Source organism: Phyllobacterium sp. 22552, from assembly GCF_052044585.1.
Classification (GTDB): domain Bacteria; phylum Pseudomonadota; class Alphaproteobacteria; order Rhizobiales; family Rhizobiaceae; genus Phyllobacterium; species Phyllobacterium ifriqiyense.
Genome location: NZ_JBQENG010000008.1, coordinates 207,897 through 222,005 on the forward strand (window position 1 = coordinate 207,897; position 14,109 = coordinate 222,005).

The window sequence follows — 14,109 nt, forward strand, 5'->3', positions numbered from 1 at the left end:
GGCACCGCCAACGAAATTTGGTGGAGGCGAACATGACTTGGAATATGAAGCGAACCAAGGGTTGTGCTGCTGTGATCGCGGCGGGATTGCTTTGGGCCGTCAGTCCGGCAACAGCGGAAAGCCAGAATTCCAGCGCGCCAGAGGCGGCAACGTGGAAGAGCCTGAAGAGCGATGTTTTCGGTAGCCGGCCAATAGAACAGGGCGAGGGGATCGTCAGAATTGAAGCGCCCAAGCGCGCCGAAGACGCAGCTGTCGTTCCTGTCGATATGCACTTCAAGACAGACAGCAAGACGGGACGCATCAAGACCGTGACCTTGATCGTCGACGAGAACCCGGCGCCTGTCGCCGCGGTCTTTACCTTCGGGCAGAACGCTGGCGTCACCCATCTGGCAACGCGCCTGCGGGTTAATGCCTATTCCTATGTGCGGGCTATTGCTGAAACGGAAGATGATAAGCTGCACATGACGGAAGTCTTTGTGAAGGCTTCCGGGGGGTGCTCGGCACCCGCGATGAAGAATCAGGACGAAGCAATGGCATCGCTCGGTAAAATGAAGCTGCGGGTGTTTCCCTCCAAGGCGCCTGGCTTGGAGCCCTTGACCCGGGCCACGGAGATGCAGCTGATGATCCGCCATCCGAACAATTCCGGGTTACAGATGGATCAGTTGACACGATATTATATCCCGGCGCATTTTATCCAGGGGCTCACCGTCTCCCAGGGCAATCAGCTGATCCTGTCGATGCAAGGTGGTATATCGATCTCAGAAGATCCCAATTTTCGGTTCGCGTTCGACGCGAGGACCGGAGAGGAGCTCAAGGTTGAAGCCCTGGATACCGAAGGCAAAAAATTCCAGGATGAATGGCCGCTCGAATCCTCAAGCCTTTGAGCCGTAACCTTTAAAAACAGCGGATGTCTGCCTCTGCCTGAGCCCGCTTGAGTTCGCTGATAGCAGCTTTTGCCGGTGCGCTTTCGCGAAAAAGAACACCGTTCTCACCCGGAACCAGCCCCATTTGCTTATAGGTTTCTGCTGCTTCATAGCGCTCATAGGTCACAACCGAGGCGATAACATCGATTGAACAGGAGCATCGCTGGAGGGTGTCACGATTTTCTCCGTTCGCTTTCATGCAACCGTAAACATACTCTGCAACCGCCGGCGTCGGATAATCTGACGCAGCATGTGCCAGCATTGGAAATGCGATTGCTGCGCTTGCTAACAAAATCGGCTTGATGGTTTTCACTCCAGGCATTTTCATACTCCAGCATTCGGCAATGCTAAATATACATTTTCCGGGCTGTTAATAAAAGAGAATATATGGACGCAAATATAATTTAGATGAAAGTATCAAAGTTCGCCATGGGTTAAATATTTAGAATAAATCAGAAATCTTTTGTTTTCTTATGCAATGCGGAAGAATTATATTGCAATGCAGCAAATATAAATTCGATAATCATGCTTGCCTAATGAAATTCTTTCTCCTATCGTCATCTTGTTTCCGGCTTCAAGGACGTTGCCGTCAAGGGAGTGGTGACAGTCTTCGTAGGCCAAGCGAGGTGGGCAGTAACGGTGCCCTCTGCGCGCCTGGCTTTGTCGTGACACGCTGCCGGAAATACTTCCCCATTTGCCTGAGCTAGTGGTGCGGACCCGTATGTTTACTCGGTTTTCGCCGATAGTTCATAAATGTGAACTTTGGGAGGACTAAATGCGTGTACACAGAAATTTAATAGGAATTGCATTGGCTACGACAGCCATGACGTTCTCGTTGGCGGGTGGAGCTCTGGCCAATGATGATCTTCAAGGCTTGATCTCGGATTCCAAGAACTGGGCTATCCAGACTGGCGACTATGCCAATACTCGTTACTCAAAACTCAACCAGATTACCAAGGATAATGTCAAGAACCTCCAGGTTGCCTGGACATTTTCAACGGGCGTGCTGCGTGGCCATGAAGGTGGTCCGCTCATTATCGGCGACGTGATGTATGTGCATGCGCCTTACCCGAACACGGTCTTTGCACTTGATTTAAACAATGATGGTAAGATCCTTTGGAAATATGAGCCCAAACAGGATTCCAATGTTATTCCGATCATGTGCTGCGATACGGTCAATCGCGGCGTCGCATACGGCGATGGCAAGATATTCTTGTATCAGGCCGATACAACGCTCGTTGCACTTGATGCCAAGACAGGTGAAGTCGCCTGGTCGGTGAAGAATGGCGAAGCTGCGGACGGTAGCAAAGGCGAATCCGGAACGTCCGCACCAATGGTGGTGAAGGACAAAGTGATTGTTGGCATATCCGGCGGCGAATTCGGCGTGCGTGGAGCGCTCACTGCCTACAACATCAAGGATGGCAAGCAGGCTTGGCGGGCTTGGTCAATGGGATCGGATAAAGAAACACTGATCGATCCCGAAAAGACAACCCAACTTGGCAAACCTGTGGGTGCCGATTCTGGTACGAACACCTGGGAAGGCGATCAGTGGAAAGTCGGTGGCGGTACAACTTGGGGTTGGTATTCATACGATCCCAAGCTGAATCTCATCTATTATGGTACCGGCAATCCGTCGACGTGGAATCCAAGTCAGCGGCCCGGCGACAATCGGTGGTCAATGACAATCATGGCTCGTGATGCCGACACCGGCATGGCCAAATGGCTTTATCAGATGACCCCACATGACGAGTGGGATTATGATGGCGTCAATGAAATGATCCTTGCTGACGGCATCGAGGTAGACGGAAAGCCACGTGACGTCCTCGTACATTTTGACAGAAATGGCTTTGCTTACACGATGGATCGTGCCAACGGCGAGCTTCTCGTCGCTAAAAAATACGATCCGGCGGTCAACTGGGCTACTGAAGTCGACATGGACAAGGACAGCAAGACCTATGGCCGTCCGAAGGTTGTCGACAAGTATTCGACACAGGCCCAGGGTGAAGATGTCAATACAACCGGCATCTGTCCTGCGGCTCTTGGCACAAAGGATCAGCAGCCAGCATCGTATTCGCCAAAGACCAAACTCTTCTACGTGCCGACAAATCATGTCTGCATGGACTATGAGCCCTACAAGGTCAGTTACACTGCCGGTCAACCTTATATTGGTGCGACGCTTTCCATGTACCCGGCTCCCAACAGCCATGGTGGCATGGGTAACTTTATTGCCTGGGATGCTGCAAAGGGCGAGATCGTCTGGTCTAAATCCGAACAATTCTCGGTTTGGTCCGGTGCACTAGCAACTGATGGTGACGTGGTCTTTTACGGAACGCTCGAAGGCTACCTCAAGGCGGTCGATAAGGACGGCAAAGAACTCTACAAGTTCAAAACACCCTCCGGCATTATCGGCAATGTCACCACCTACGAACATAAGGGCAAACAATATGTTGCCGTTCTGTCAGGCGTTGGCGGTTGGGCAGGTATCGGCCTTGCTGCCGGTCTGACCAAGGGCACGGATGGTCTGGGCGCTGTCGGTGGATATGCCGGCCTCTCGGACTATACGGCTCTTGGTGGCCAATTGACGGTCTTTGCCGTTCCTGAGTGACAAGGACGGACTTGTATACCGTTAGCCACGTTGAGGCGGTCGCTAAAGAAGAACCCGGCCATGCCGGCCGGGTTCTTTGCGGCTCCGACAAACAAATGATCAATCGCAACTGCTGACCGGGCTTCCCAGAGCGCTGGCGAGGTTGCAATGAGAGGTTTCTTGATGCCGATCCGATTAACGATTCTTGCCGTAACTGCCAGCTTTGCTCTCTTGGCAAGCTTGGTCAGTACCCATGCCGACGACAAAGCCGCCGCTGCGGTCGCCTCACAGGACAATGGTAAATATGCCGACAAGGAAGGAAACCCTACATTCAAGATACAGGAAGACGGAACGGTCGATTGGTACACCTATAGTGGATATCGTCGCTTCAATTCCGAATGCAACGTGTGCCATGGTGCAGATGGCGCAGGCTCCTCTTTCGCTCCCGCCCTGGCAAATTCTCTGAAAACAATGACCTATGCCGATTTTCTGTCGATCGTGGCGGAGGGCCGAAAGAACCTGAGCGCCGGGAACGAAAAAGTCATGCCCGCATTCGGCGAGAACAAGAACGTTTACTGCTATATGGATGATCTTTATGTCTATTTGCGCGCACGCGCAGTCGGCGATCTCCCGCGCGGCCGTCCGGCAAAGAAAGAAGATAAGCCGGAGGCCGCAAAAGAGGCCGAAACCTCCTGTATGGGTGGTTAGAATGCTGATGAACCGGGCACAACTTGCAAAAATCGTCATGGCTTTCGCTACATGTGCAGCGATCGGCCTGTCCTTCAATGCGTCTGCCCAAGAATCCGGCCTCGGTACGGCAGGTGAGCTGGTGGACCCCGATGTTTTGCGGGTTTGTTCTGATCCTTCAAACCTGCCATTTTCCGACGATAAAGGCAAAGGTTTCGAGAACAAACTTGCTGAGCTCGTTGCAGCCAAGACCGGGCGGAAATCAGTTGCCTATACATGGTATCCAATGGCAACCGGTTTTGTCAGAAATACGCTGCGTGCCAATCGATGCGACATCATCATCGGTTACGCTCAAGGTGATGAGCTGGTGCAGAACACCAATGCTTATTACCGATCGACTTATGTGCTGATCTACAAGAAAAATACCGGTCTTGATGGTGTGGAAACCATTGAAGACCAGAAGCTTGCCGGCAGGAGGATTGGCGTTGTTGCCGGCACACCCCCGGCAGCCAATCTTGCCAAGGCTGGTTACATGCGCAATGTGCAGCCTTATCCGCTAATGGTCGATACGCGTCTGGCGCCGTCAATGGCAGAGACGATGATCAAGGACTTGAAAAAAGGCTTGATTGAGGCCGCAGTGCTGTGGGGTCCGATGGCGGGTTATTATGCAAAGGAAATTGATCCTGATCTGGTGGTGATCCCCTTGGTGAAGGAGAAATCACGGCATATGGCATATCGCATTACCATGGGCGTTCGTCCTTCCGATCAGGAGTGGAAACGCACCTTGAATAAGGTGATCAGGGAAAACCAGCAGGAGATCAACAAGATATTATTGGATTTCCAGGTGCCGCTGATCGATGAAAAAGACAGGCCAATTACGCAGTAACCACCATTTGTCAGGAGGGCAAAATACGGTGTGGACATGGTTCGGTTTTTGGGCGGTTTTGTTGGGGTTGTCTCAAACGGCTGCCCTTGCGGACGATACCGTTTCCGAGCCCGCAGGCTATAGGCTAGAAAACTATAAGGCACCAGTGCCTGCAACATTGAAGGGTGCGCAGGTTGTCACGACTGAGGAGGCCATCGCATTGTGGAAGAGCAAAGCAGCTGTCTTTGTCGATGTACTGCCTCACGATCCAAAGCCGGCATCTCTGCCGCAGGGTACGGTGTGGAGGGAAAAGGTAAGGGAGGATATTCCCGGCAGCATCTGGCTCGCGAATGTGGGTTATGGCGTGATTAACGGCGAGACCGAAGCCTATTTCCGTAAGGGGCTGATGTCCCGGCTTGGAGACGACAAGCGGCGAAAGATCTTGTTTTACTGCATGGAGAATTGCTGGATGTCATGGAATGCAGCCAAGCGGGCGGTGGAGTGGGGATATGAGGCGGTTCTCTGGTATCCGTTGGGCACGGATGGCTGGGTTGCAGCAAAGCAGCCGACACGGAAAAATGAACCCTATTAATTTCAATCCTGCGCCAAGAAGGCGTATGGTAACGGAGAAAGATCAATCTTTGGTCTTTATATAGAAGGAGGAAAGCATGAAGAAGACATGGAAAAAACCTGAAATGTGCCAGGTTGCTGCCGGCATGGAATTGACACGCTATTTGCCCGCAGAATTAAAGGCAAAGAAGTAGCAGCCGGCCGCCCCGCGCAAGATGCTCGCGCGGGGCGACGACTTCTGATTGAATGCAAGGCCGGATAAATTCTGGCAATGAGGAAATACAGCCTGATGCGATTAAAGATCATTGGTTCCGCAGCAGGTGGCGGTTTTCCCCAATGGAATTGCAATTACCGATTGAGCCGTGCTGCATGGAATGGCCAAGCCAATGTTCGCGCCCGGACCCAATCGAGTCTTGCCGCAAGTGCGAACGGGAATGATTGGATCTTGTTTAATGCTTCTCCGGATATTCGCCAGCAAATTGCTGCAACGCCGGAACTGCAACCCAAGCCTGACGGCCCGCTGCGCTCGACACCCATCAGGGCTGTCGTACTGACAAATGCTGATGTCGATCATATTGCCGGGCTGCTGAGCATGCGCGAGCGTGAGCCGTTTGTGCTTTATGCTTCGCGCCGTGTTCTTGATGTTCTCGACAGTAATTCGATTTTCAAAGTTCTTGACCGGTCGATAGTGGAACGGCGGGAGCTTGTCCTGAACAGGCAAACAACGATTGTCGGCACTGATGCAATGACGACGGGAATCACTGTCGAGACCTTTCCGGTGCCCGGGAAAGTAGCATTGTTTCTTGAAGATCCGGCATTGGGCGACAATAATTTCGGCACACAGGACGGCGACGCGGTCGGTCTGAAGATCTCATCGCCCGACGGTGCTGCGGCGTTTTACATTCCCGGCTGTGCCCGCATAGAAGAGTGTCTGAAAGCGAGGCTGACCAATGCGCAATGTCTGTTGTTCGATGGAACGGTCTTTACGGATGACGAGATGATCCGTGCAGGTGTCGGTGTAAAAACCGGAGCACGTATGGGGCATATCCACATCGCTGGAGACGATGGTTCCATGGCTGCGATCGGTGCGCTTGGGATCAGGAAGCGGATATATGTGCACATCAATAATACAAACCCGATTCTGGATGCCACTTCGCCCGAACATGCTGCTGTGGTGCGGGCCGGTTGGAAGGTTGCATTCGACGGTATGGAGATCCGGCTTTGAGCGAATTTGATGATGCGGCACGCAATGGCTTGTCACCCCGCGAACTGGAAGCCGTTCTCCGGGAGGTTGGCGCTGCCCGTTATCACAACAAGCACCCGTTTCACCATCAGATGACAAGCGGGGCCCTCACCAAGGGGCAGATGCAGGCGTGGGCGCTCAACCGTTACTCCTATCAGTCGGTTATTCCGCGCAAGGATGCAGCAATCCTCATGCGCTCCGAAGACCCGGAATTCCGGGCGCAATGGCGCAAGCGTATCGAAGATCATGACGGTGATGACGGTTGGAATGGCGGAATTGCGCGCTGGCTCAAGCTGGCAACGGGACTGGGCCTGGATGCAGACATGGTCAAGAGTGAGAGGAAAGTTTTGCCGGCTACACGATTTGCCGTTGGCGCATATCTTTCCTACTGCAGCAACAAAACGATGCTGGAGGCGGTCGCCTCATCGCTCACCGAATTGTTTTCACCCGTCATCATAACCGAACGCGTGCCCGCAATGCTGGCAAAGTATGACTATATAACAAAGGACATCCTGGCCTATTTCGACAAGCGTCCGGCGCTCGCCTCCCGCGATTCGGATTGCGCGCTGGCTTACGTGATGGAGCATGCCAATACTCCCGAAAAGCAGCAGGCAGTGATCAATGCTCTTGTATTCAAGTGTGATGTATTATGGGCCATGCTCGATGCCCTGTCCTATGCCTATGGACAAAAGGGCAATATTCCCCCCGGCGCTTTCGTCCCGGAGGTATCATGAGTGAGACCCGCGTCCGTGCGATCGTATCACCTCAGTCGCGTCCAGCCCTGAAAAAGCATGCGAGGCTGCAGTATGATAAGGTGCGCGGTGCATGGGCTTTGCTGTCACCAGAACGGATATTCTGGCCCAACGAAGTCAGCCTTGACATTTTGCGGCTTTGCAACGGGCGCAATGAGGTTACGCAAATGATTGCCATCCTTGCAGACCAATACGGAACGGGTGAAACAGAGATCACTTTGGATGTAACGGGCTTCCTGCAGGAATGGTCCGACAAATTTTTGGTGGAGTTGTAATGGAACCTGTACTTCCCCCCATAGGTATGCTGGCAGAGCTTACCCATCGGTGTCCGTTGCAATGTGCATATTGCTCCAATCCTGTTGAGCTTCTCAAGGCTAACCGCGAAATGGATACCGGCGGCTGGATTTCACTCTTCGAGCAGGCCGCGGATCTCGGTGTGCTGCAGGTGCACCTTTCGGGCGGGGAGCCGACATTGCGGACCGATCTTGTGGAACTTATCCGTTGCCTTGCCCGGCGGGGTGTATACACCAACCTCATTACCGCCGGTGTTGGAATCGCCGAAGGACGCATTGAGGCGCTGGTCGAAGCCGGGCTCGATCATATACAGCTCAGCTTCCAGGGCGCGTTTGCCACCACGACGGAGAAAATCGGAAACGCTCGCGGGGCTCATGAGAAGAAAATTGAAACTGCCCGGCGCGTAAGGGCAACAGGGTTGCCGTTGACAATAAACGCCCCCATCCACCGTCATAACATGAACGAGGTGCCGGATTTTATTGATCTTGCGCTTGATCTTGGAGCCGAACGGCTGGAGATCGCCAATGTGCAATATGCAGGCTGGGCGCTCCTTAATCGTGATGCTCTCATGCCGCAGCCTGCTGCGGTAGAGCGTCAGGTGCAGATCGTTGAAGAAGCACAAGAGCGGTTGCGTGGCATAATGACCATTGATTTTGTCACGCCCGATTACTTCGCCATCTACCCCAAACCCTGCATGGGCGGCTGGGCACGCGATGCTTTCATGGTTGCTCCGGATGGAACCGTCTTGCCATGCCATGCTGCCGCTACAATCAAGACCTTGCAGTTCGAGCGCTTTGGAGACAGGACATTGAGTGAGATATGGCACGATTCTGCAGCGTTCAAAGCGTTTCGCGGTACAGACTGGATGCAGGAACCCTGCAGAAGCTGTGAGCGCAAGGAGATCGATTGGGGAGGGTGCCGCTGCCAGGCTATGGCCATTGCAGGTGATGCTGCTGCGAGCGATCCCGCATGCATCAAGTCGCCATTCCATGATCGGATGGGAGCGTTGATCGACCAGGCCACCGGTACGAAATCATCTGACGGCACATTTGCCTATCGCCGAATAGGGCGTATGAGCGAGCCTATGGTTTGATCAGGGCTCCGGTAATCGTCTTCGATAGTCCATAAAGACGCTGTTCGATGATGATGGGCACTTCGCAGACATAAGTCAGCGAATGCACCCGCTCGTCATAGATGCGTGTTTCCCATGTCAATCGTTGATCAAGTCGATCAAGTTCTTCTGGGTCCGTACCGGGCTTGGCGCGTAGCGCATCAACCTTGGAGGCTTCCCGGCGCAGATCAACCGCCATATCCCTCTGCTTTGCCGCATAACGGGAAATCCCCGCCATAACTTGCACGCGCTCACCGTTAAGCGTATCGAACAATCCCTGGAACAGCAGAAACATCTTGCTGTTGACCTCCTCCTGCGGGAGACTGTCGGCAAGTTCAGTGATCCGTTTCTGCGCATCCTCGAGCGGTAAACGCCGTGCTGCAAGCTCGCTGACCAGTTCCTGGATTTGCGAATCTGTATTCCATTTTGCCGCCGCTTCGGGGATATCCGGACCATCCCAGACCTGAGCAATCGAAAGAGCCGGAACCTTGCGTTGAATGCAGGGCCAGCTTGGATCGTTATTGGCTGCAGCAAAAGCTGGAAATATGGACGCCGCACTGGCGCACAGGACGATCATGGCTCCCAAGGCAGTCCGGGTCATGTGTTGCCTCCTTCTTGTTTTTTGACAACAATGCCTCTTGAGGGGTCGTAGGCAATAATTGCACCAGCGATGAAGAGAACTATAAAACTGCAAACGACAGCCAGAGACAGCCATTCGATCTGCCCGTAAAATGCAAAGCGGATTAATTCTACAGCGTAGGAGAAAGGGTTAAGCAGGCATATCTTGTAAAGAAGGGGGCTCGATTCCTGTACGCGCCAGAGCGGGTAAAGTGCGGATGAAGCGAAATACATCGGGAAGATCACGAAATTCATGATACCCGCAAAGTTTTCCAACTGCTTGACCAGGGAGGAAAGCAGCATGCCGAGGGCACCCAGCATCATTCCCGAGAGGAACAAGGCAGGCAAGATCAGAAAGTAACCCTGTACCGGCGCTTTCACATCCCACAGCCAGGCCACAAAAAGGAAAGCGTAAACCTGGATGATTGAAACCGCGACGCCAGCAAGCAATTTGGAAACCAGAAGGAACCAGCGCGGAAACGGGCTGACGAGCAGGGTACGCATATTGCCCATTTCACGGTCATAAACCATGGACAGCGATGACTGCATTCCGCTGAACAACAGGATCATCCCGCATAATCCCGGTGTGATATAAACCTCATAAAGTACGTAGGTCTGATAAGGTGGGATGATTGAGACACCCAGCACTTGACGAAACCCGGCCGCAAATATGAACAACCACAACAAGGGCCGCACCAGAGAGGAAACAAATCGCTCGCGCTGATTGAGATAGCGCAAGCCCTCGCGGACAAGAATGCCTTTCAGGCATGTTAGATATTGCACGGTCCCAAAACGATTGTGCGGAACATTGCCTGCTGCGGCCTGACTCATAATTGCCTCCCCGTATCGAGCGCCAGAACGCCTGTCAGCCGTGAAAAGGCCTCATTGATCGTCTGCGCTCCCGCATCCTTTACCACTTCGCCCACTGGTCCGTTCGCGACGAGCCTGCCCTGGTTGAGCACGATGATCTGATCGGCGTAGGCAACCTCATCGATGAGATGCGTAGCCCACAGCACGCTTATGTTCTTTTCCTGGACGAGCTTGCGAATGTCGGCAAGGATCGTTGCGCGGGATTTGATATCCAGGCCCACTGTTGCTTCATCGAGGAGAAGCAGGGAGGGTCGGTGGATCAATGCACGAATGATTTCCACTCGCCTTATCTGCCCGCCCGAAAGACTGCGGGTCTTTTCATGCAGCCTGTCGCTCATATCGATGGACTGCATGAACTCGTGGATGCGCCGGTCTGCATCCCGCTTTCCTATGCCATGAAGCGAAGCGTGGTAAGACAGGTTCTGGTATATGGAAAGATCAAGATCAAGCGTGCGCGCCTGAAACACAATACCCAAGTGCCGTAATGCATTGCCGGGTCTGCGGTCTATATCGTGGCCGAACACGTGGATGTGGCCATGACGCGTTGCGTAAAGGTGGCTGATAAGGGAGAAAAGTGTGGTCTTGCCGGCGCCGTTCAATCCCAAAAGCACGGCACAAGTACCAGGCGCTATCGAAAACGTGACATCGTCAAGCGCCTGGCGTTTACCATAGGAATAACTCACCGAAACCAACTCGAGCGCCGGGATATCGGTTTCAGGCAAGGGTTTGCCGGGAATGTCTTTCAGTCCGGCATTCGTAACCATCAAATTTCCCCCTGGTCGTGTGCAATCGCCTGTCACGGCTGCTATTTGATAGTTATTGTACCCTTCATGCCTTTGTCAGCAAGGTCGGGCACCGACCATGTATACTTGCCCGGACGCACGGCGGTAAACTGGACATTGATGGTGCCGGGCGCATCAAATTCCAGCCAGGCCGGGGCGCCGTTCATATGGACTTCGAGATCATTGATGACGATCTGGTTCATCCAGACATTCCTGAACAGATCGGTTGCAAACTTATATTCCAACCCTGCCGCGGACGTGATCTTCCAACGGTATCCCTGTCCTGCCACCAGCTCGAAATCCTTCTGGTTTACGGTAAACTCATCATCTTTTGAGCCAAGGATGAGCTCCGGCACGTTTTTGCTGGCGCGGGTCACGGCCGGCGCCTTGGCCTGCGTCTCCGTCTTCGGGGCAGCCTGTGCGTCATCGTCATCATCGTCATCGGCCTGTGCGAATGCCGGCGATTGAGCAATCAGAACACCAAAAAGTGCCGCCAATGCCAGTGTCTTGTAGTTGGTCATTTGTCTATCCTCCCTTGAAAGCTCATGTCAGTTCGGCGATACGGCAACGCCCCACGGCAATTGTCCGACCGTGACGGATTTGATCGCTTCGTCGGTCGCAGTGTCGATGAAGGTAATGTCATTCGATAGGCCATTTGTGCTGATGATCGTTTTGCCATCAGGCAGGAAGGCGAGCTGCCATACACGCTGGCCAACCAGTACATATTTTTCCACCTCGTAGGTTTGCGTGTTGATCACGGCAACACGATTGGCAGGGCCCAGTGCCACATAGGCTTTCTTGCCATCCGCGGTGATGCGTATGCCTACGGGCTGGATTTGCTCGGAGCGCAGGCCCTGCACTTCAAAGGTGATCTTGTGTTTGACTTCACGCGTGTTGTTATCGATCACGGAGACGGTGCCGCCGATTTCCGCCGAGACCCAGACCTCAGATCCGTCCGGTTTGAATTCGGCAAAGCGCGGGCGGGAATCCACCAGGACATTATCGGTGATTTCATGCGTCGAGGTATCGATGAAATGAGCCATGTTGGTGGTTTCAGAGGTGTTGACAATGGTTTTTCCGTCGGGACTAACGCCCATTCCTTCAGGTTCCACCCCCACCGGGATCTCGGCGATGACGGTTTTTCCTTCAATGTCGATCGCGGTCACCAGATTGTCATCCTCATTGGCAACGTAAAGCGTCTTGCCATCTGGTGACAGGACGAAAAGTTCAGGATCCGGCCCTGACGGCAAAGAACCAACAATCTCGTTGGTGGCAGCATCTATGATCTCGACTGTATCGTCGTCGCTGGCACACACGTAAATGAGTTTTCCGTCGTGAGATATTGTAATGCCGCGCGGCCTTTGTCCGACATTGATCGTCTTGACCACCTCCATGGTTTTGGAGTCAACGACGGTGACCGTATTGTCCTTTTCGTTAGACACGTAGACCATGTTTGCCCAGGCGGGCTGTATAAGAAACGGCATTGCTGCTGCGGCCGCAGCAAGCAGGCACATGTGTCGGTGCATTTTGTCCTCCCCTTGAGTTGCGTTGTGATCAAAGCCGGCACTTTGTCTCAGGCCGATCCACTCCCAGCGTGTCGAGTTCCGAAAACTGATGCAGAAACCCTTCCTGGGGCGATGTCGAGACAACTCCGTCAGCGTCGCCAATCAGGATTGGCTGCCTCAGCTGCCAGTTCCAGTCGCGGAAGCTGAGCTTTTGTCCCTTGAAGGCTGCAATCGAAAAATCCTGCGATTTAAGGTAATCCTCAACCTGTTTTGGGTCGTTGGATTTGACGCGCGTTGTTGCCTCGCCAAGAATGCGTACAGCGGTCCAGGCCTGCATGTCTTTGGAAAGCATCCGGCGGCCGATCGTTTTGTTGAAGCGGTTCTGGATCTGGGTTCCGCCCCATTGTTCGCTGGCCGGATGCCAGCTGGACGCGATCAGACCGGCCGTTCCGGCGACGGGTCGGGGTGTCCATGTGCGATAGGGAACATAGCTGCCGAAAACTTCGCTTTCGTCTGCGACGATAACAACATCATGCTCCGGTAGGTTCTGGGTGAAGACCGGCATCTGCTTTTGCACCTGCACGATACCACTGTCGGTTCTGCGGGCAGTCCCCTTATCTTCGTATATGCGCTCTTCAACGATGGTTGCGCCAAATCGTGTGGCTGCCCGTCGTACTGCTTGCGCATAAAGCCCGTCCCGTTCATGGGAGCCATAAAGCAGAACCCATTTGCGCCATTGTTTCCACACCAGATATTGCGCCAGTCCATCGGCCAACATTGTCCGTGTGGGCGCTGTGTGAAAAATATCGGCGCGGCATTCCTCCTCGCGCAGGATATCGTCCGTTGCGCCAACATTGAACAGGACGACACCCGCTTCTTTTGCAATGTCCGCAACGGACAATAGTTGCTTTGCGGAAATGTCGGTCAGGATGAAACGGTCACCCCGGCTCACCATCTGCCTGAATGCGGGGACCACATCGGCATCGAACTTTGTTTCCAAGACATCCAGCACAAAGCTTTGGCCAAGAAATTTCCCCGTCGTGTTGTTGTCGTTGACAGCGACATTCGCACCGGCAACCCCTTCGTCACGGGGTGGAACATTCAGGACCGAAAGCGCCAGTTGCGGCTCATAAGCGCGCAGATAGCCAATCCGGGTTTCCACGACGGGCTTTGCTGCCTTGTTTGTCAAGGAACTTTGAGCGTATGGCTCACAGACGTTGACGAACTGCAAAAAAAAGCCGAATAAAAACGTGAGAGTGATTGGCACCGTACTCTTCATAACCATACCATTCATACATGCCGCCA

17 protein-coding genes are annotated in these 14,109 nt (G+C 53.5%); 10 read left to right on the plus strand and 7 right to left on the minus strand.

Translation table 11 applies throughout. The annotated features are described in order from the left end of the window. Window positions 1-32: 32 nt before the first annotated feature. Window positions 33-884: a quinoprotein dehydrogenase-associated SoxYZ-like carrier gene (locus tag ACTJI9_RS19010; protein WP_440810225.1), complete on the plus strand. Its 852-nt coding sequence runs from the start codon at window positions 33-35 to the stop codon at window positions 882-884. Window positions 885-894: 10 nt separating this feature from the next. On the opposite strand, the gene ACTJI9_RS19015 is transcribed toward ACTJI9_RS19010, so the two are convergent. After that, on the minus strand, window positions 895-1,251 hold the full coding sequence (locus ACTJI9_RS19015; RefSeq protein ID WP_115053912.1) for a hypothetical protein: 357 nt from the start codon (window positions 1,249-1,251) through the stop codon (window positions 895-897). A 495-nt stretch (window positions 1,252-1,746) separates the two neighbouring features. On the opposite strand from ACTJI9_RS19015, the gene xoxF5 reads away from it, so the two are divergent. The 9 genes from xoxF5 to pqqE all read left to right on the plus strand — a co-directional run bounded on the left by xoxF5 (window position 1,747) and on the right by pqqE (window position 9,011). Beyond that, window positions 1,747-3,528 carry a lanthanide-dependent methanol dehydrogenase XoxF5 gene (gene xoxF5, locus ACTJI9_RS19020; protein WP_162802572.1) on the plus strand — a complete coding sequence of 594 codons (1,782 nt, stop codon included), beginning with the start codon at window positions 1,747-1,749 and terminating at the stop codon, window positions 3,526-3,528. Window positions 3,529-3,690: 162 nt separating this feature from the next. After that, window positions 3,691-4,215, plus strand: a complete 525-nt coding sequence (locus ACTJI9_RS19025) for a c-type cytochrome, methanol metabolism-related (RefSeq protein WP_115054090.1) — start codon at window positions 3,691-3,693, stop codon at window positions 4,213-4,215. Between the two features lie 7 nt (window positions 4,216-4,222). Beyond that, window positions 4,223-5,080 carry a substrate-binding domain-containing protein gene (locus ACTJI9_RS19030; RefSeq protein WP_440810418.1) on the plus strand — a complete coding sequence of 286 codons (858 nt, stop codon included), beginning with the start codon at window positions 4,223-4,225 and terminating at the stop codon, window positions 5,078-5,080. 61 nt (window positions 5,081-5,141) lie between these two features. Continuing rightward, the gene (locus ACTJI9_RS19035) at window positions 5,142-5,651 is read left to right on the plus strand and encodes a PQQ-dependent catabolism-associated CXXCW motif protein (protein WP_440810230.1); all 510 of its coding nucleotides are present in this window, start codon (window positions 5,142-5,144) and stop codon (window positions 5,649-5,651) included. 76 nt (window positions 5,652-5,727) lie between these two features. After that, on the plus strand, window positions 5,728-5,823 hold the full coding sequence (locus ACTJI9_RS19040) for a pyrroloquinoline quinone precursor peptide PqqA (RefSeq protein ID WP_115053909.1): 96 nt from the start codon (window positions 5,728-5,730) through the stop codon (window positions 5,821-5,823). A gap of 95 nt (window positions 5,824-5,918) precedes the next feature. Then, window positions 5,919-6,854: a pyrroloquinoline quinone biosynthesis protein PqqB gene (gene pqqB / locus ACTJI9_RS19045; protein ID WP_115053908.1), complete on the plus strand. Its 936-nt coding sequence runs from the start codon at window positions 5,919-5,921 to the stop codon at window positions 6,852-6,854. Further along, entirely contained in the window at window positions 6,851-7,606 is a 756-nt protein-coding gene (gene pqqC, locus ACTJI9_RS19050; protein WP_440810232.1) for a pyrroloquinoline-quinone synthase PqqC, read from the plus strand. Before pqqB ends, pqqC begins: the two co-directional genes overlap by 4 nt. Beyond that, complete coding sequence (pqqD, locus tag ACTJI9_RS19055; protein ID WP_440810234.1) at window positions 7,603-7,899, plus strand: pyrroloquinoline quinone biosynthesis peptide chaperone PqqD; 297 nt, start codon at window positions 7,603-7,605, stop codon at window positions 7,897-7,899. The genes pqqC and pqqD overlap by 4 nt, the downstream gene beginning before the upstream one ends. Then, window positions 7,899-9,011, plus strand: a complete 1,113-nt coding sequence (gene pqqE, locus ACTJI9_RS19060; protein ID WP_440810237.1) for a pyrroloquinoline quinone biosynthesis protein PqqE — start codon at window positions 7,899-7,901, stop codon at window positions 9,009-9,011. The genes pqqD and pqqE overlap by 1 nt, the downstream gene beginning before the upstream one ends. Here the strand turns inward: pqqE and ACTJI9_RS19065 are convergent. The 6 genes from ACTJI9_RS19065 to ACTJI9_RS19090 are packed head-to-tail and all read right to left on the minus strand — an operon-like array spanning window position 9,001 to window position 13,993. After that, the gene (locus ACTJI9_RS19065) at window positions 9,001-9,630 is read right to left on the minus strand and encodes a hypothetical protein (RefSeq protein ID WP_440810240.1); all 630 of its coding nucleotides are present in this window, start codon (window positions 9,628-9,630) and stop codon (window positions 9,001-9,003) included. The two genes, pqqE and ACTJI9_RS19065, sit on opposite strands and share 11 nt — an antisense overlap. Further along, window positions 9,627-10,478 (minus strand): ABC transporter permease, encoded by an 852-nt coding sequence (locus tag ACTJI9_RS19070; protein ID WP_440810243.1) that lies wholly within the window; start codon window positions 10,476-10,478, stop codon window positions 9,627-9,629. Before ACTJI9_RS19070 ends, ACTJI9_RS19065 begins: the two co-directional genes overlap by 4 nt. Then, window positions 10,475-11,281 carry an ABC transporter ATP-binding protein gene (locus tag ACTJI9_RS19075; protein ID WP_440810246.1) on the minus strand — a complete coding sequence of 269 codons (807 nt, stop codon included), beginning with the start codon at window positions 11,279-11,281 and terminating at the stop codon, window positions 10,475-10,477. The genes ACTJI9_RS19070 and ACTJI9_RS19075 overlap by 4 nt, the downstream gene beginning before the upstream one ends. 41 nt (window positions 11,282-11,322) lie before the next feature. Next, window positions 11,323-11,820 (minus strand): hypothetical protein, encoded by a 498-nt coding sequence (locus ACTJI9_RS19080; RefSeq protein WP_115053901.1) that lies wholly within the window; start codon window positions 11,818-11,820, stop codon window positions 11,323-11,325. A gap of 27 nt (window positions 11,821-11,847) precedes the next feature. Beyond that, a complete protein-coding gene (locus tag ACTJI9_RS19085; protein ID WP_162802554.1) occupies window positions 11,848-12,825 on the minus strand; it encodes a YVTN family beta-propeller repeat protein in 978 nt (325 codons plus the stop codon). Window positions 12,826-12,853: 28 nt separating this feature from the next. Then, on the minus strand, window positions 12,854-13,993 hold the full coding sequence (locus tag ACTJI9_RS19090) for an ABC transporter substrate-binding protein (protein ID WP_440810250.1): 1,140 nt from the start codon (window positions 13,991-13,993) through the stop codon (window positions 12,854-12,856). Between the last annotated feature and the right edge of the window lie 116 nt (window positions 13,994-14,109).